Below are 18477 nucleotides of genomic sequence, written 5' to 3' on the forward strand. Positions count from 1 at the left end.
AAGTAGCTTCATTGCCTGTTTCGAAAGATATAGAATTCAAACAAATTATTGTGAAAATCAAACAGACTTATTGCGGAAGGCTAAAGGTGGTACACCAGCATGTTTTTTGAAATAATTACTGAAGTTCGCCGGTTCTTCAAAACCTAAGGCATAAGCGATTTCATTGATGTTCCAGCTGCTATGTTGAAGGAGTGCCTTTGCTTCCTGTGTGATGCGCAGTGCGATGAGTTCTTGCGTAGTTTTTCCTGTATTTTGTTTCAAAGCCCTGTTTAGCGAATTGACATGGATGTTGAGCTGTTGCGCGTAATCCGTTGCATTTTTAAAACGAAGTAAATTTTCGGTGTCAATCGGAAATTGGCGTTCCAAGAGTTCTAGGAAAAGATGGGAAATACGCTGATTTGCGTTTTGGTAAGGTGATATGCCCTCATTTGGCGCTAGTTTTAACGTTTCTAAAACGAGTAATTGTAACTGATTACGGATAATTTCATATTTAAACGAAAAATCAGATCGTAGTTCCGTATTCATACGCTGAAAAATGTGATCGAAAAGATCGACCTGCTCTTCCGTTAAGAAATAGACGGGACTACCACTCGGGTTGAAAAAATGACTTTCGAGAATGTTATGGTTATAATGTTTGTCTTCCTGAATGAACTTTTGTGTAAAAAGACAGAACCATCCCTTTTGATCAGGATTGTCTGTTTCCCAAGAGTAGGGAACGAGTGGACTTGAAAATACAAGTGCGGGACGGTCAATAGGGATCCACTGATCACCATAGTGCAATTGACCCTGGCCGATCATGAGGGATATTTTGAAGTAATCTTTTCTATTGTAAGGTGATTTTAAGGGACAATGCTCACGTGAAAATAAGTTAAAATGAGAAATTTGTTCGGGCGAGGAGCCAATTGGGTAATTGGATTCTCGAAATACCCGTTGATAGAAATCAATAATATTTTCGGAAGTTGTCATGATGCAAAGTTATAAAAATCAAACATTTCATGTTGGATACTGTTTCTCTTAGTCGGTCATTGATTCGTAAAATATGAATTGGAACAAAAAGAAAGGTCCCATCACGTCGTCAGCCATGACTAGCCCGAGTGATGAGACCTTATAAAAGGAAGCGATTATTAGGATCTCGATTTTAAAAATTCCTTGACAAATTCATCGTCGTTTAAGTCTGGGTAGTCTTTATATACACGATCAATTTCTTCTTGCTGTCCGATGGATAGATTTTCGTCGGGGTTTAGACACCAGATACCCTTCATCAGACCTTGTCTGCGGAGCACCTCATGTAAGCCTGGTATACAGCCATGGAATGCATTTGCTGGGTCAAAAAAAGCTGCATTACTGTCTGTTACAGCAATCGCTTTGCTTAGGAGGTGACTCGCATGAAGGTTATTGGGGTCCTGTTTGTATGTTTTTATTTCCTGAAGGAGTTCAACAGCTTTTGCCGTCCAAACAGCCCAGTGGCCTAATAGTCCGCCTTTAAATTCTATGGCGACGTTTTCTCCCGCTACAGGGAAATTATACACGCTCATCAGATCGTTGACAATATTGTCATCATTGCCCGTGTACATGGCAATTTGATTTCGCCGGCTGGAGTTGGCTATAGCACGCATAACGTCTAATGTCTGGTAGCGGTTGAACGACGCACATTTGATAGCGACGACGTTGTCGATTTCGGCAAACTGCTGCCAAAAGGAATAGGAGAAAATACGGCCACCAACGGCGGGTTGAAGATAGAATCCAAAGACAGGAATAATGGCTGCTATTGCTCTGACTCGATCTAATATCGCATTTTCAGTCCAGCTCTGCAGGCCGCCCATACTCAAAAGTCCGATATCATAACCGTATTTAAGTGCAGTTGTTGCCTCCTGTGCCGCTTGATCTGTGGCACCGCAGATGCCTGCAATTTTGATAAATGGTCGTTGGAGTTCCGCTTTCTCGACTTCTTCGCTAGCCCATCTCAATACAGTTTCAAAAAGGTTGATCTCGGGGTCACGGATTTCGAATTGGGTTGAATGTACAGCTACGGCGATTCCGCCGGCTCCACTGGCTATGTAATATTGAGTCAGGAGCCGTTGATGTGCCTCGTCAATGCTGCGGTCCTCATTTAAGGCAAGGGGGTGTGCCGGAATTACCGTCCCTTCCCAAAGCAACTGTTGTAATTTGTTGTCTAAAGTTTTCATTAGAATTTTCCTTTTCGTTCTTGAAAATGCGTGTCCTTATTCCATAGTTCGCCGCCTTGGGTCAACCATTTGGCTGTAATGTCTATCGCTTCGCGTATGGTTGTTTTCGGATAGCCAAACAAACGATGGCATTCGGACGCATTGTTGAGTAAAGCGGTTCCGGCGGGTTCATTTACAAATATTGGCCTTGTGTTGAAATGCTCGGCAAACCGCTCTGCGATCCATCGTGTAGAAAGGATTTCAGGTCCCGTGACATTCAGTATTTTGGCTGGAGACTGACAGTGCAGTAATGATCTTAAGGCAATTTCGTTGGCATCTCCCTGCCAGATAACGTTGACGTTTTCGGTTGTCAAATCTATTGGGAGCTGCCCTTTGACCGATTTGGCAATTTCTACGAGCACACCGTAGCGAAAATCCACCGCATAATTCAATCGGTAGATCAGGGTAGGTGTACCGTTTTTCTTCGAAAAATACTCGAATATACGCTCTCTCCCCAAACAGGATTGCGCGTATTCGCCGACAGGCTCCGGAGTTCTTTCCTCAGAAACGCCGCCATTGCTTATCGGTACAAATGGAAGTACGTTACCCGAAGAAAAAGCAACAATGTTGGAATCTTGAAAATGAGAAGCCACCATTCCGGGAAGATAGGTATTCATCGCCCAGGTAAAATCTTCATTTCCCGTGGTGCCGAATTTATGTCCTGCGAGGTAAATGACATTCGGAACCTGCGGGATCTTTTTGAGTTCTTCCTCATTCAGTAGGTCACAGGCGATTGTCTTTATGCCTAGATCCTCCAGTTCCTGCTGAAGTTCCTTGGTTGAAAAACGCGAAACACCAATGACCTTTTTGTCTATTCCTGCAGCTTGAATAGCCCGCATGGCTAGCTTTGCCATGCTTGGCCCCATTTTTCCGCCAATACCTAGGAAAAGGATATCACCTTGTATCTTTTTTATATCTTCAATTAGATCTAATGATGGTGCAAGCAGCTGCTGTTCCAATTCCGCTAAATTGTTATGGTCCATGTCTGAATTATTTGATTAAATTATAGAGATTACTAAAAGCAAGAAAAACGAGTAATATGAGTCCGAGTATAGCCCATAATCGCGTTAAGGGGCTGTTTCTGAGCGTACCCATAATTTCTTTGTCGTTCGCGATCAGAAAGAGGATAATACCAATAAAGGGAACTAAAAAAATGGTGATGCTTTGCGCAAAAACAATAAGCTCCAAGGGAAGATTTCCGAAGATAAGCGCGATGGCAGATCCAAAAATCATGACCAAAGAAATAAAGAGTTTCACTTTAGGGTGATTGAGATCGTTGCCGAAGCCAAAGGTGTCACCCAGTAAGGATCCGCCTAATACGGCATTGCCGATCAAGGAGGAAAAGGAGGCACCGAAGAGACCGATAAAAAAGAGGTGTGAAGCATAGGTTCCCAAAAGCGGTTCCAATGCACGGCCCATCTCAGCGGCAGAATTTAACTTGATCCCTTGGGGATGAAGCGTATTTGCCGCACAGACCATAACGGCTGCGCTCATGATGCCAAGAATAATAATGCCTATTCGGCTGCCGATTATCTGTCGTTCTGTACGCTGTTTGTTGACCGATAATTTTCTTCTTGATTGAACAAGATAACTTTGATAAAATGCACCCACAATCGAAAAGCAAGAAGCCGTAAAAGCAATTATTAAGCCTACTGATGAAGGAGGGATGCTGGGAATAAAACCTGAGAAAAAGTCCTGTGCGGGTGTCTTTATCATAATCGCGGTGGAAAGAAAGGCAAATAACATCAGGATGATAAGTCCAAGCATAAGCTTTTCCAATAGCGCGTAGAAAGACTTGAAGAACAACAGTAGGATACCGATGACATTAAAAACGATGATCCATATTTTGGGGTTTGTCCCCGTGGCTTCCGAAACGGAAATAGAGACACCTGTTGCATTCCCCGATTGAAAACAGGTTGCAACGAGGAAAATTCCGAGGCCAATGATGATGGACGTTGTTTTACCAAATTTCTGGCGAATTAAAACAAGTAAAGATTCGTCTCTCGCGATACCGATACGTGCCGCCATATTGGTGAAAACCATCATAAAAAAGATGGCGACGACGACAACCCATAATAGAGAGAAGCCATAGTCTGCACCCATTTTTGATGTGATGGTCATTTTGCTGGGCCCGAAAACCAGGGCGGCGGTAATGATGCCGGGACCCAAGATGGATAGCCAACTTTTCAATAAAGAGGGTTTTGGCTCGAGGTTATTTTCCATGATATTTATCGTAATGAGGTTAAATGCTGTTGGTTGATTTTAGGAGCAGAATTTCCAAAGTGTGTGCGGATATAATTGGTGATTTCAATGACCTCTTCATTTTTCAGGAATGAAAAAGATGGCATTGCACTTTCGTATTTGACTTTGTTTATTGTTTTGTCTTTCAGTCCATGGAGGATAACCTGCAAGAGAGGTGCTGGGTCGCCTTTGACAAGAGATGAATTGGCTAATGGAGGAAAGGTATTTGTAAGTCCTTTTCCATCTGCTTTATGACAAGATGCGCAATAGGCTTCGTATAATGCCTGACCACTTTTGGCAGGGGAGTTGGCCATGTTGGCTGCAAGGGGTTTAATCATTGGTGCAGAAGCTTTATCGGTAATACGGAGACGGTAGATAACATCGTCATCGGGTTTTGGAAATCCCTTTTGCGGATTCCAGTCACGGTTGCTCGAACAGAAATAAATGTCTCCATTGGGTAAGGTTAATACCGATCTTAGCCGGCCAAGTTGATCTTTGAATAGGATCTTCTCATCGACGATCTGTTGACCATCGGCGGATAATTTTAGGATACGTAAAGACTGATTTTTTAAAGTCGCGAGCAATAGACTATGTTGCCATTCAGGGATAACATTTGAACCGTAATACGCCATTCCGGATGGTGCAACGACTGGGGTCCACGATTTAATGGGCTCCTGTCTTGGGGAGTTTTTGGCAATAGCTTTTTCCTTTTCCGTGTCAATCATACCTTCGATCTGCGGCCAGCCATAATTTTTTAGAGGTTGGATCAGGTTGATTTCGTCCTCGATGGCATCGCCATGTTCGGAGGTGTAAATTAAGCCTTTTGGATCATGGGTAAGTCCCTGCATGTTCCGAAATCCCCATGCATAGACATAGCTATTTGCAATTGGATTGTCTTTTGGGATGCTCCCGTCGAGATTGAGGCGTAAGATTTTGCCATTTAATGAGGTGCTGTCTTGTGCAAAGGTATCACTTGCGGCATCTCCTGTAGCCCAATACACTTTTTTGTCTGTCGAAACAATAACCCTGGAACCGTTGTGTCCCGTGTTTCCAGGAATCTGTAAAAGCAATTTTGGGTTTGACAACGTGCCTGTCGTATTATAATCGTAACGATATAAATTAGAGAAAATGAGACTGTCCTTTTTGCTGGTGTAAGAAAGGTAAAGATAGGCCTGTTGCTGTTCGGGTTGATACAGCGCCATTCCCAACAGTCCCAACGTGCGCTGGTGGTAAACGTCGGTGAGGCTGTCCACCAAAGTAACAGCTTTTGTTTTTGTATCCAGTCTTCGTATACTTCCTCCGATTTCAGAAAACAGAATGGCATCGTTGATCCGGTCATATTGTAAATCCCATGGCACATGGAGTTTTGTAGCTTCTTTTGATAGCGATAGTATGCTGTGCTCCAGTTGGATGTTATTTATTGGCTTACTTTCTCTTTCCGTCTCGGAAGAACAGGAGGATAGTAGCGGGACCAGCGATACAAGCCAAATATAGGTTTGTTTTTTCATATAGGATCTACGGTTATTCCTTTGATTTATTTGGTTAGTCAAATGTAGTTGAATAAAAATAAATATACAAAAAATAAGTAAAATTGTATACAAAAATATTTTATCAGCCTAAAGTAAATACGATTTAGTTTATAATTACACAGCTAAAAGAGCGGTGTTTTGGAATTGTAAAGAATGTGTTAGCCACCCTATTTTTGTAAAAAAGTAAAAAAAATATTGAATTGTATACAAAAAATATATATTATTGTATTCACTATGATAATTAAGGAAATGCAATTTAGACCATATTAGGGTCGAGTGTTATGTTTCCTGAAAAAATACCAATAAACTAAAGAGCTTATAAATCATTTATTTAACCACTTTAACCTGAGTATTCATGATACTAAAGCAGATTAAAATCCGGGATGTAATAAACAGGAGTTGCCTTTTGGTGGGGCTACCTTTTATTTCGATGGCTGCATTGGCAAATGTACCTTCTTCCCTTAACAATGGAAAGATTCCGATCTCGGATGTTTTAAACCCTTCGTCGGGTTTAGCTAAATTTCAGCAGCAGCTTGTCGGGCAGGTGCTGGACGCCAAAGGGCAGCCACTGTCCGGTGTGGAAGTGCGTAACCTTAAAAATGCAACTGTTACCGTTACGGATCAAGAAGGTCGTTTTAAATTAACGGGGTCCGTTTCAGATCAGATTCAATTTCGGTTAATCGGTTTTAATACAAAAGTGGTGTCGGGGAAAGATGTGCAGGCTTTGGTGCTTGATGCGAGCGAAAATGCACTGGATGAGGTTGTTGTGGTGGGGTATGGTAAGCAGAAAAAAGGCAACTTGACCGGTGCTGTGGCCAGTGTTAATTTTGATCAATCGACCTCGAGTCGGGGTCTTTCCAATGCCTCGCAGGCATTGCAAGGTGTTATTCCTGGTTTGGCCGTAAGTCAAAACTCCGGAATGGCCGGAAATAATGCAGCGGATCTTTTGATCCGGGGATTGGGGACGGTCAACAGTGCTGGACCGCTGATCGTGGTCGATGGAATGCCCGATGTCAATATGAACCGTGTAAATGTGAATGATATTGAAAGTGTGACCGTACTAAAAGATGCTTCTTCCGCTGCAGTATACGGTTCCAGAGCGGCCAATGGGGTTGTATTGATCACGACAAAGTCTGGTAAAAGAAACAGTAGGACGGCTATTTCCTTTAGTGCCAACAAATCGCTGGTGAAACCTACCCGCTCTTTTGATTTTGTCAATAATTATGCGAAAGCAATGACGGCTACTCAAAGGGCACAAGCCTATAATACGGCCGCATCTGCATTCAATTTTAAGAATGGAACCATCGACGAATGGTTGGCTTTAAGTATGATCGACCCAAGATTATATCCAAGTACCGATTGGTGGGATGTTATTCTCCGCAATGGTCAAAGTGGGAATTATAATGTTTCCATTAATGGAGGAACTGAAAATAATAATTACTATTTCTCTGTCGGTATGCTGGATGAGAAGGGGATACAGATCAATAATGATTTTAAACGTTATAACGCTGCATTTAACTTCGAAACAAAAGTAACCAATACCATCGGTGCTGGGGTGCGGTTCTCCGGAAACTGGTCCGATTACCGTTATAACTACGAAGACGGTATGACTGCCAACTCGACAAGTGGGATGGACCTGTTTACCTCACCAGCAGGTATATTGCCTTATGATCCTATTACCGGTTTTTATGGCGGTGCAATGTCTTACAATGAAAGTCCGCAGGCCAATAATATCTATGCCGATTACATGACGCGCAACCAAAACCACATGAATCAAAAGCAGGCTTTGGTGAATGGTTATTTAAACTGGAAGCCATTTAAAGGATTTGAGGCTAAAGTGGATTATGCCCTAAATTATGATACGCGTTTTCAATGGAAGGCAGATATGCCGACAAAATTATATAACATCCGGACGGGATTGTCTATCCGGGATCTTGTACCGACAAATGATGGGATATATAATACAGACCGGAACAATTACAAAACCCAGCTGAATTTCAAATTGAGTTACGATCATAAGTTTGGCGCTAACCATGATTTCTCTGCTTTGGCCGTGTATTCAGAAGAATATTGGAATAATCGTGTTTTAGCAGGTAGTCGCTTAGATCGTTTGCACCCTAGTCTACATGAAATTGATGGCGCTTCTGAAGACGTGCAAAATGTGTCGGGATCATCATCGGCAGAAGGTTTGCGTTCTTATATTGGACGATTAAATTATACGGCCTTCGGAAAGTATATGTTTGAAGGGAACTTCCGGGTAGATGGTTCTTCACGTTTCTTGCCGGGTGATCAATATGGTTTTTTCCCGTCTGCGGCAGTGGGCTGGCGGATCTCAGACGAGGTATTTATGTCGGCATTTAAGGAAAAGATCAGGATGAGTTCGGCCAAATTTAGAGCTTCTTATGGTTCTTTGGGAAATAATAGTGGTGTCGGATTGTATGAGCAGAAGCAATCTTTGGTCTCTAGTCCTTATTATTTGATTGACAATAGTACAGGGACAGGGTCTGTTGTCAAAGGGTTGATCAATAAGAAACTGATCAACTATGACCTTACTTGGGAAAAGACACGCGTGTTTAATTTGGGTTTGGATCTTGGATTCTTTAAAAATAAACTGACTGCGGAGCTGGATTATTACGAAAGAAAGACGATCGGTATGAACAGGCCTTCGGATGTATCTATGCATCTGACGGGTTTATTCACTGCCCCCCGACGTAATATTGGTGATATGATGAATAAAGGGCTGGAAGCAAATGTTACCTGGAATGACCGAAAGGGAGATGTGGGTTACATGTTGAACTTTAATGTTGGGTATAACAAGAACAAGCTGCTGTCCTGGAATGAGCAGTTGCAAAGAGGTTCGGTATTTATTAATATGCCTTATAATTTTATCTATGCTTTCGAATCGTTGGGCATTGCTCAGTCTTGGGAGGATGTCTATAATGCTGTTCCTCAGGGCGCTTCTCCGGGAGATATTTTGTTGAAAGATGTCAATGGTGATGGCAAATTGGATGCGAATGACCGTGTGGCATATCCAGCTTATCAACTGGGTAGACCAAAGGTGAATTACGGATTTAGAGGTTCGGTGGACTACAAAGGTTTTGATTTTTCTTTCCTGTTGCAGGCTGCCACAGGAAGAAAGGAATTTTGGATGAACAAAGCGAATTCAAACTTTTTAGGAACGGCAAATCAGGCTATAACTGAGGACCAGTGGAATAATATGTGGAGCCTGGACAATCGCGATGCTGATTATCCTAAGCTGCTTCCAAGTACATTAGGATCAACGAGTCCAAATGCGTATTTGAGCACATTTTGGCTGCAAAACATGTCTTATTTAAGGGTGAAAAATCTGCAGCTTGGCTATACTTTTAAGAAAGAATTACTGATGAAGCTGGGTATCCAGAAGTTACGTGTATTTGGTTCGGTCGATAATTTAGCGGTATTGACGAGCTTTAAAGGCTTAGATCCGGAGAAAAGTACCTATACCAATGATGCTTATCCGATGACGAAGAGTTTTGTGGTTGGACTGAATGTAGACTTATAATATTTGAACTTATGAAATCGATATATAACATATTGTTTATTTCTTCTTTGCTGCTTCTTGGTTTGTCCGCGTGCCGCAAAGATTTGTTGAATCAGAATCCAACAACAACGCCAAGCTCCGAAACGTTCTGGGTGGACGAAAATGACGCGCTTGCTGCGTTAATGGCGAACTATTCCATATTTAGGCCTTGTTTTGATCGCGACTATCATTTTGATGGACATGGAGATTTCCTTAAAATGTACAATACTGGTGCGGCGCCTATTTCATTAACGGTCAATAGTCCGATGAATTATGGCTCCGGTGCATCGGCAATGTATAGAGCATTGTATGGATCTATATTCAGTTCTAACTTTGTGATCGAAAATACCAATGCGCGTTTGTTGCCCGTAGCAAAAACTGATGCTGTAAAACAAACCCTGGAAACTATCGTGGCGGAGGCCAAGTTGTTGCGCGCCATTGCATACTTTAGATTGATTTCCCTATGGGGTGATGTGCCTTATTTTTATAAATCGGCGCCAGCTCCCATAGAGGCTGATACGGTGCGGAGAATGCCTATTGCACAGCTGAAGGATTCTATTATGGCTGATTTGAACTATGCGGTGGACAAATTGCCCAACAAGGGGTCTGCAATTGGTCGTGCCGGTAAGCCTGCTGCATTGGCCTTTCGTGGTAAGTTTCAACTGTATTGGGGTTCGTGGAAGAAAAATGGATGGCCTGAATTGGATGGATTTGTACAATCTGCTGCAGAGGCTAAAACGGCATATACTGCGGCCGCTGCGGATTTTAAACGTGTGATCAATGATTTTGGAATCAAAATGTTTAGAAATGGTGATCCGGGTCAATGGGGTGAATTGGGGAAGGCTGATGTGCTCCCAAATTATTACTACATGTTTATACCTTCTACGGGCAACTTGAGCCAAGATGAGGAAATGGTCATGGTACTGACGCATGGTGGTGTGGGAACAAAACAAAGTGAGGAATACCAGCGGGTATGGACGGGGCCATTGGTGTCTTTAGGACAGAATCAGGCGATTCCGCGCTATGAATTGGCCGACCGTTACCAATCTACCATTACGGGAGATTTCTTGCCAAAGATGGTTCAGCTAGATCCAGTGAAAAATCCTGCAGCACGTACTACGGCAAATTCAGCGGTGAACCCTGAATCGTACCGAAATCGCGATTATCGCATGAAAGCGACTTTGTTGTGGGATTACGAATTGATTATGAGTATGAGCCCTACGGAGACCACAGGTTATATTCCCTTTGTCTACAAAACTTGGGGAGCTGCGGTGACAGTCAACGGTGTCTCCTACAAAACTTCCTTTACCGATAATACCACAAATCTCTCGGGATTGCAATCGCGTAAATTTGTGCGCAATTATGGTGGTGTGGCGCGTAGTGATGGAAATTACAATTGGCCTTTGATGCGCATTGCTGACGTATACCTGATGTATGCTGAAGCAACCAATGAGATTGGTGGTCCACAGGCGGATGCAATTGATTTGGTTAATAAGGTTAGGCGTCGTGGTAACCTACCTGCACTTGCTGGAGCTAAAACCTCGTCTCGTGATGCATTTTTTGATGCCATCGAGCAGGAAAGAATTGTTGAGTTGTTTGGCGAAGGACAGCGCGCATTTGACTTGAGGAGATGGCGTAAACTGGAAACGGTGTTTGGCAAACCTTATGGTGATGGAAAATGGTTCCAGGATAGTTTTGGAAATAATTGGGAACGCTTTTTCTTCAATGAGTCTGAATTGACTTATCAAAAGTGTTATATCTATCAAATTCCGGAAACAGAACGTTCGCGGAATCCGAATTTAACACAAAATATACCTTGGAAATAATATGGTAACACTTGACTGTAATAAAATGAAATATACATTATTTTTAATCGGTATGCTGTTCGTTAGCTTGTCCGGTTGTAAGGATGATTATCCAATGGATGAGGATGGTTTGTTGATCACGACCAGGTCGGAATGTTATGTCAGTAGCTTTGAGCTGTTGGGCGCCGACTTTCAGACGGTGCGTACCAAAGCTGCGTTGGTAGATACCGTTGAACAAACCATAAAGGTGGAGGTGCTCTTTGGTACCGATTTGAAAAATCTATACCCACAGTTTTCTCTGGTCACCGATGCGGTTTTAGATCCCAAAATTTTAGGAAAAGAAGATTTTTCCAATTTGGATACGCCACGTGAATGGACTGTCGTGTCTGGAAATAGAAAGGTTCGTAAGACGTATAAAGTTTATTTGACAGTACAAAAATAAGTAAGCTGATGAAAACAAATTATTTAAAAATAGGGCTGTTGTCCATCGGATTTGGGCTCTTGTTGTTCGGTTCTTGTAAAGAAGAAGCTTATGAAATTCCAAAAGCAAAAGATGGTTTGCAAAACGATATTATTAAGCGCTCTTTAGGGCCAAATGTGGTTGGGGCTACCATAGACTTTGCATATGCTGCGGCGATTTTGCCAGATCAGGGGAAGCTTACATCCATTTCTGTAGAAGCCAGTATTGCCGGTGATGAAGGTACCATGCTTGAAAACAAGTCGTACTATACCAGTAGTACAGGGACAGATGTAGGTGTTGTCGTTGGTGATCCTGCGATTATAAATGGGAATAGTATGGAAGTGAAATTTACGAAAGATACCTCCGCTTCAACGCTGCGTTATAGCTACAAAATACCGGCAGTAGCAAAAGGTAAATCGGTCACTTTTACGTTCAGGGCGAGGTCCAGTAATGGACAGGAAATTGCCTTGAAGACCGAAGCTTATGCGGTTCGTAATATGGATATGGCCTTGGACCTGATCGGGAAAGACGGCGAGGCCTGCTTTTTTTCTGTGGCCGACTTAAAATGGTATACCGCTACCGAAGCGGCAGCAAACCCGGATAAGATTGATTTGGTCTATTTGTATCGGGCGTTGCCAACGGTGACTTACGCACATTCTTTGGTTGCTCCCACGACGGATGCCAGTTATTTGCCGAGCTTCACCTTACCTGCGGGACTGACAAATAAAACGAAGATCGTGAAGGCTTGGACGGTGCGCGATCAACAATTGGCGCGATTGCAATACAGTGTATTTGTGGACGATGTGGATTTGAAAGATAAATCGTTCGTAGATGCGCCAGATTTTGCGATTAATTTAAAAGCTGAATCGGGAATATGGCTGCAAACGGCTGATGGTAAATACAATGCTTATGTATTTGTCAATAGCGTAAATAATACGACAAAAGAAATGAAGATCAGTGTAAAAAGGCTGCAAGTAAAATAAAGATATGGGTGCAAGGATATGGCTAAAAGTTAAAGGTACTATGCTGGGGATCGCTTTTATGGCGATCCTTGGAACGTCCTATGGGCAGCAGGCAAAGGTTACTTCGATAAAAGGAAATGGACAGCGCCTGCAGGTGCAGGTGGATGTTCCGACGGCTGGTGTCTATACCTTGGTTTCTGAAGGTGAGGTTACCGATTTGGATAAAATTAAGGCGGCAGATAAAACAGGTATGATGACGCTGTATGCGATGATTGATGTTCGCGCTGCACGATCGACGAAACGGATCGTATTTGACAGCTTTAAAGGTGCGAAGCAAGATCTTGGTAAATTTTATTTTGAGAAAGGGAAGCAGACGGTCGGTATGCAATTGCCAGCTTATTTTAAGATTAAAGCTGTTTCGATCAATGCCTTTGTACCTCCGGTTGCGCCAGCTGCAGCAGAAAATTATAAACCAAAGATTGTTCCTCCTACAGGTCACCCGAGGCTATGGGTTAATAAAGAATCATTGCCGGTCGTTAAGGGGCGGTTGGAAGAAGCGGAGCATCTGGAAGCTTGGGGGAAAGTGAAAACACTTGCGCAACAACCTGTTCAATTTATTTTTGATCCGAATAAGGAAATGTTTTACGACGAAAAGCTCGAGCGTGCGATTGAATCAAAAGCGTTTTATTACCTCATGTCCGGTGACGAAAAAATAGGCAGGGAGGCAGTCAGGCTGGCCGATCAATACTTGACGATGTTGGAGTTCGGGAATGTTTCCTATGGTGATATTACACGCGAGTTGGGGCGTGCAATTTATACGGGTGCACTGGTGTATGACTGGTGTTATGCATTATTGGATGTGCACCTTAAGACCAGTCTGCATAAAAATATGATGCGTCTGGCGCAAGATATGGAAATTGGCTGGCCTCCCTTTTTTGGTATCGAAAGTATTATCAATGGGCATGGCAATGAGGCGCAGGTGTCGCGCGATCTGCTGGCAATGAGTATTGCTTTATATGACGAGGATCCGGTACCTTACAAGTATACTTCGTATTCTATTTTGGAAGAGTTGGTGCCCATGCGCAAGTTTGAGTATCAGTCTCCGCGCCATAATCAAGGTGTTGATTACGGTGGCTATCGCTTTGGGTGGGAAATGCATGGAGCCTGGTTGTATTATCGCATGCTCGGTTATCCGGTTTTTGACGATAATATCAAGAATATGCCCTATTATTGGCTGTATATGCGCACGCCTGACGGAAAAATGTTACGCGACGGCGATATGTTCAATGTAAAGTACAACAGTAGTGCTGATTTTTATTGGAAAAATCCACAGACCATGCTGCTTTGTTATGCCTATTCAGGCAATCCGGTAATTAAGGCTGAGTTTGTCAAGCAGGGCGGTTTGCCCGACAATCCAATCTTGTTTCTCCTCTTGGATGATCCAAAATTGAAGCCTGATTTTGACCGTGAGAAAATGCCGTTGACGAAAGATTTTGGACCTATTTTAGGGTCTATGGTTGCCCGGACAGGGTGGAGCGAAGAGAACGGAAGTTCCGATGTGGTTGCAGAAATTAAGGGGGGCGGTTATCATTTCGGCAATCATCAGCATGCCGATGCAGGTGCACTGCAGATTTATCATCATGGTATTCAGGTTGGTGATCTTGGGCTGTATCTTTCGTATGGTTCCCCTTATGATTTTAACTTTAATAAGCGGTCGGTTGCGCACAGTATGCTGTTGGTGCGTGATCCTGCGGAACCGCTTTTATTCAGGACCAAAACAAACGATGGTGGGACTCGGTTTAGCCAGCGTTTTCCGCGCACGGTTGACGAGGTGTTAAATGATTCCTGGTACCATACCGGAGGGATCAGGGCATCCGCATTTGGTAACGATCCCATTCAGCCGAGCTATAGCTATTTCAATATGGATCTAACGGCGGCATATACGGCTAAAGTAAAATCCTATGCAAAAAGTTTCCTGTTTTTGAATTTGAAAAGAAAGGATGTGCCTGCTGTCATTGTCTTATTGGATGAGCTTAAGACCAATGATAAGAAATTCGAACCCTATTGGCAGATCAATACGCTTGAAAAGCCTGTACGAAGTGGAACAGGTTTTGTGTTGAGCAGTAAATTTAAAAACGCAGCCGGTTCTACTTATGTTGATTTGCTGAAGCCACAGTTAAAAGAGTGTGCGGTGAAGTTGTATTCGGGTGATTCGACTGCTTTTGTTTTTGGTGAACTTTATCAGGTCAAGTCTCCATGGCCAGAAGCTAGGGGAACACGGATTATGGTTTCACCCAAGCAGGAAAGTGATCAGGCCAGTTACGCTTCGGTTTTTCAGATGACGGAGAGTGGTTCTTCAAAATTACCGGTGTATTCGGAGGAAAAGGCGAATTATTACCTCATAAGAGTGGCTGATCGTTTACTGGTGGTGGCCAAACCAAATCAATATCTTGATGAGCCCATTGAATTTGTGGTACCGGGAGATCAACAGTATGAAGTTGTTGTGGTCGGTTTGAAAGATGGTTTCTGGAATATGAAAAGTTCATTAAAAAATAGTAGCTTTAATATAAATGTCCTGAAAGGGAATCATACAACCAGTTGGAAATCTAAAGCCGAAACTATTTATTTGTCGCCGGGAAGACAGTATGGAGCCCAAGAGGGAAAGATTAATTAAAGAATACATTGTTTAAATTTTTTTAATGATTTTGTATTCTTATTTTTGCATAAAATTGTATACAATATGAAAGAGGATTCGCTTGCCTATAAAGTTTATTTAGAAGTACGTAAGAAAATTTTGTCTAGTCAGCTGGCTGGCGGGGCAAGATTGGTGGAGAGTGCTTGGGCGGATAAGATGGCGGTGAGTAGAGTGGCTGTTCGTGAGGCTTTTATGCGTTTAGCAGGGGAGAGTCTGGTTGAGTTTGGTGAAAAAGGTGGCTGCTTTGTGAAGAAAATGACGGTCGAAGATGTGAAGGACATTCGTGAGTTGCGTGAGCTGTTGGAGATAGGTGCATTAAAGATTCTGTTTTCAAAGAAAAGTAAAGAGCTTATCGAAGATTTGGAACTGATCTGCAACGATTTTTCCGACATGGTCAGTAAAGGCTATTATGGTGGTGCTTGCGAGGCGGATGTTCGTTTTCATGAGCGGATTATTGAGGGAACTTGCAATTCAAGGTTGATTGCTATTTACAAGAATAGTAACATCCCCTTATTCCATATGAAGCTTGGGGCTATTATGGGGCAGATGGAAGATTACCTGGATACGGAGAAGGAGCATCGCGCTATTGTTGATGCGCTGAAAGCGGATGACTGGAATAAAGCTTATACCACCTTGGTTCATCATTTGGATCGGGGCGAGCAAGAAGCCTTGGAACTGGTTTAATGTTTTTTTGATTTTTATAAAGGGTCTATTGTTTACAATAGACCCTTTTTTGTGCTGTCCCACTGCAACAATTGCCCTTTTTCAGCTTCTGTAATCATAAGTCCCTGAATGCCTTTTGGGTCTAAAGCACAATTTGTTGGATTCTTCCCCGGCGTAGGTATTTTCTCGATCGTCTTGTTTTTGGTGTCAATGGATAGGATATGTTGCGATCCATAAATCGCTGCAAAAAGATAATTGTCGTTCGTGAGAGCTATGCCGTCCGGGCCGATACTACCGCCTGTTTCTATGAATTTTTCGATGTTTTCTACCTGTTGTGTCAAGCTGTTCCAGTGCATTTTCCAGATCCATTTTGTGCCTGTTTCAGCGACAAAAAGCGTACGGTTGTCTGCTGCAAAGGCCAATCCGTTTGGGTAAAAAAGGCCTGTGTGGATCTTCGTAAGCGCACCATGTTTATGTAGACAGCAGATGTAGCCTGTGCCATCTTCCAGGTCACTTCCAGGGCAGGAAAATAGGAGGTTCTCTTCGGTATCAAAACATAAGTCGTTGGGCATTTTTAATGGCTTCCCTGCGATTTCCGTGACTATTGTCGTCGTGGTTTTGTTGAAGGGATCATAGCAACGGATGCTGTTTTGTTTTGAGTCGCAAAACCATATTATGCCGTTTTTGTCGATTGCAATTCCGTTGGGATGTCCATTCACAGCTATTCTGCTATACTGATTGTCTTTGTAATAGATCAAGTTTCCTGCTTCTTTCTCCACAAGCCATAGGCCACCCTCCCGGTCGAAAGCGGGGCCTTCTGGAAAAAGAAGTCCTTCAATGAGAATATTCATTTTTAAAAATTTTAAAATTTATTTTAAATGTATACAAAAATATTGTAATTTGGTATACATAAAATAAGGTATATTAAAATACAAATTATTGATGACTGCGACATGTGTGGCGGTGATCGTCCAATTATAACAATAACAAATAGCAAAACTTTTAATAGGCATGCAAGAAAATGAAAAATCAGCCGCGATACTGCGGGAGAATGCAAGATGGATACCTGGTGGAGTGGTATCGTTAAATCGGAAGTCAGATCCGAATATCTGCTTCGTCAAAGGGAATGGTAGTTTGGTCGAAGATATTGACGGGAACAGCTACATCGATTATCAGGCTGGATTTGCAGCATCCTTTCTGGGGCATAATGATCCTGATGTGAACGCCGCAGTGTTACAGACATTGCAGGAGCAGCAGGTATTGATGGGGGCTGGGCCAACGTTACTGGAAGGTGAGTTTGCGGAGCTTTTTTGTCAGTCCGTTCCTTCGGTGGAGAGCGTTCAGATTACAACGACAGGGTCGGAAGCGACCTACCATGCGATCCGTATTGCCCGTGCAGTAACAGGGCGTGATCATGTGATTGTTATGCAGGGGGGCTACAATGGCTGGCATAACGATGTGGCCTGCAATGTGATCAGTCAGCGTGCAGATGTTGGCTCATATCAAAGCCCGGGGGAATATCCATTCGATTCATTAAGTGCTGGTGTTCCCAAAAATCACAGCGATTTAGTACACATTGTCAACTACAACGATTTGGAAAGTGTGCTGTATGTGGTTCAAAAATACGATGTTGCCTGTATTTTGTTGGAGCCTATTCTTCAGAATATCGGTATTGTAAAGCCAAAGGAAGGTTACCTGGAAGGCTTACGCAAGATGGCTGACGAGCATGGATTTCTGTTGATCTTTGATGAAGTGAAAACTGGATTTAGACATGCGCTGGGGGGCTATCAGTCGATCTGTGGTATTCAGCCGGATCTTTCAACTTTCGGAAAGGCGGTTGCAAACGGCTACCCATTGGGTGTTATTGCAGGCAAGAAAAAATATATGGATTACTTTGTGGATCCTGATAAGTCGAAGCGGGTGATGATTGCCGGTACTTTTAATGCCTTTCCTTTAACGACGGCGGCGGCGATAGCAACATTGAAAAAATTAGGCAGCTCTGAGCATCGAGTTTATGAGCACGTAGAAGCACTTGGTGCGCGTTTGGAGCAGGGATATAACGAAATATTTCCTAAATTAGGGGTACCATTTTATGTCGCACGTCAAGGATCTGCCTTCTGTACATATTTTATGGACCATGCGCCAGTCAATTTTCATGATATTTTGGATAACCACAACTTTGAACTGGATACCCAATATCGTAAAAAGCTTATTAAAGAAGGGATTTTCAATTTCCCGGCACCAATTAAACAAGGAAGTATCTCCTTTGCGCATACGGAGGATGATATAGACAGAACGTTGGAGGCAACTGAACGCGTAATAAAAAGTTTGTAAACCC

The 18477-nt window shown here is 42.8% G+C and carries 13 protein-coding genes; 7 read left to right on the forward strand and 6 right to left on the reverse strand.

What is annotated here, in order from left to right:
• Positions 1-57: 57 nt before the first annotated feature.
• The 5 genes from K2F45_RS09255 to K2F45_RS09275 form a co-directional block, all read right to left on the reverse strand.
• Positions 58-966: a helix-turn-helix domain-containing protein gene (locus tag K2F45_RS09255; protein WP_201664996.1), complete on the reverse strand. Its 909-nt coding sequence runs from the start codon at positions 964-966 to the stop codon at positions 58-60.
• Between the two features lie 158 nt (positions 967-1124).
• Entirely contained in the window at positions 1125-2186 is a 1062-nt protein-coding gene (locus tag K2F45_RS09260; protein WP_248933380.1) for a dihydrodipicolinate synthase family protein, read from the reverse strand.
• Complete coding sequence (locus tag K2F45_RS09265; protein WP_075991891.1) at positions 2186-3208, reverse strand: NAD-dependent epimerase/dehydratase family protein; 1023 nt, start codon at positions 3206-3208, stop codon at positions 2186-2188. The genes K2F45_RS09260 and K2F45_RS09265 overlap by 1 nt, the downstream gene beginning before the upstream one ends.
• A gap of 7 nt (positions 3209-3215) precedes the next feature.
• On the reverse strand, positions 3216-4448 hold the full coding sequence (locus tag K2F45_RS09270) for an Nramp family divalent metal transporter (protein ID WP_248933381.1): 1233 nt from the start codon (positions 4446-4448) through the stop codon (positions 3216-3218).
• A gap of 5 nt (positions 4449-4453) precedes the next feature.
• On the reverse strand, positions 4454-5974 hold the full coding sequence (locus K2F45_RS09275) for a PQQ-dependent sugar dehydrogenase (protein ID WP_248933382.1): 1521 nt from the start codon (positions 5972-5974) through the stop codon (positions 4454-4456).
• Positions 5975-6350: 376 nt separating this feature from the next.
• Between K2F45_RS09275 and K2F45_RS09280 the strand changes: the two genes are divergently transcribed.
• From K2F45_RS09280 to K2F45_RS09305, 6 genes are all read left to right on the forward strand, one after another.
• Positions 6351-9536: a SusC/RagA family TonB-linked outer membrane protein gene (locus K2F45_RS09280; RefSeq protein WP_248933383.1), complete on the forward strand. Its 3186-nt coding sequence runs from the start codon at positions 6351-6353 to the stop codon at positions 9534-9536.
• An 11-nt stretch (positions 9537-9547) separates the two neighbouring features.
• Complete coding sequence (locus tag K2F45_RS09285; protein ID WP_075991895.1) at positions 9548-11380, forward strand: RagB/SusD family nutrient uptake outer membrane protein; 1833 nt, start codon at positions 9548-9550, stop codon at positions 11378-11380.
• A gap of 25 nt (positions 11381-11405) precedes the next feature.
• Entirely contained in the window at positions 11406-11801 is a 396-nt protein-coding gene (locus K2F45_RS09290) for a hypothetical protein (RefSeq protein WP_075994715.1), read from the forward strand.
• A gap of 8 nt (positions 11802-11809) precedes the next feature.
• Positions 11810-12802 (forward strand): DUF4466 family protein, encoded by a 993-nt coding sequence (locus K2F45_RS09295; protein ID WP_248933384.1) that lies wholly within the window; start codon positions 11810-11812, stop codon positions 12800-12802.
• 4 nt (positions 12803-12806) lie between these two features.
• Positions 12807-15455 carry a hypothetical protein gene (locus tag K2F45_RS09300; RefSeq protein ID WP_248933385.1) on the forward strand — a complete coding sequence of 883 codons (2649 nt, stop codon included), beginning with the start codon at positions 12807-12809 and terminating at the stop codon, positions 15453-15455.
• 66 nt (positions 15456-15521) lie between these two features.
• Positions 15522-16160 carry a GntR family transcriptional regulator gene (locus K2F45_RS09305; protein WP_201670606.1) on the forward strand — a complete coding sequence of 213 codons (639 nt, stop codon included), beginning with the start codon at positions 15522-15524 and terminating at the stop codon, positions 16158-16160.
• A 32-nt stretch (positions 16161-16192) separates the two neighbouring features.
• Here K2F45_RS09305 and K2F45_RS09310 read toward each other — a convergent pair whose 3' ends face one another.
• Positions 16193-16990 (reverse strand): SMP-30/gluconolactonase/LRE family protein, encoded by a 798-nt coding sequence (locus K2F45_RS09310; RefSeq protein WP_248933386.1) that lies wholly within the window; start codon positions 16988-16990, stop codon positions 16193-16195.
• Positions 16991-17150: 160 nt separating this feature from the next.
• Between K2F45_RS09310 and K2F45_RS09315 the strand changes: the two genes are divergently transcribed.
• On the forward strand, positions 17151-18473 hold the full coding sequence (locus tag K2F45_RS09315) for an aspartate aminotransferase family protein (RefSeq protein ID WP_075991900.1): 1323 nt from the start codon (positions 17151-17153) through the stop codon (positions 18471-18473).
• Positions 18474-18477: the final 4 nt, after the last annotated feature.

The sequence above is a fragment of the Sphingobacterium siyangense genome (assembly GCF_023277505.1).
Lineage (GTDB): Bacteria > Bacteroidota > Bacteroidia > Sphingobacteriales > Sphingobacteriaceae > Sphingobacterium > Sphingobacterium siyangense.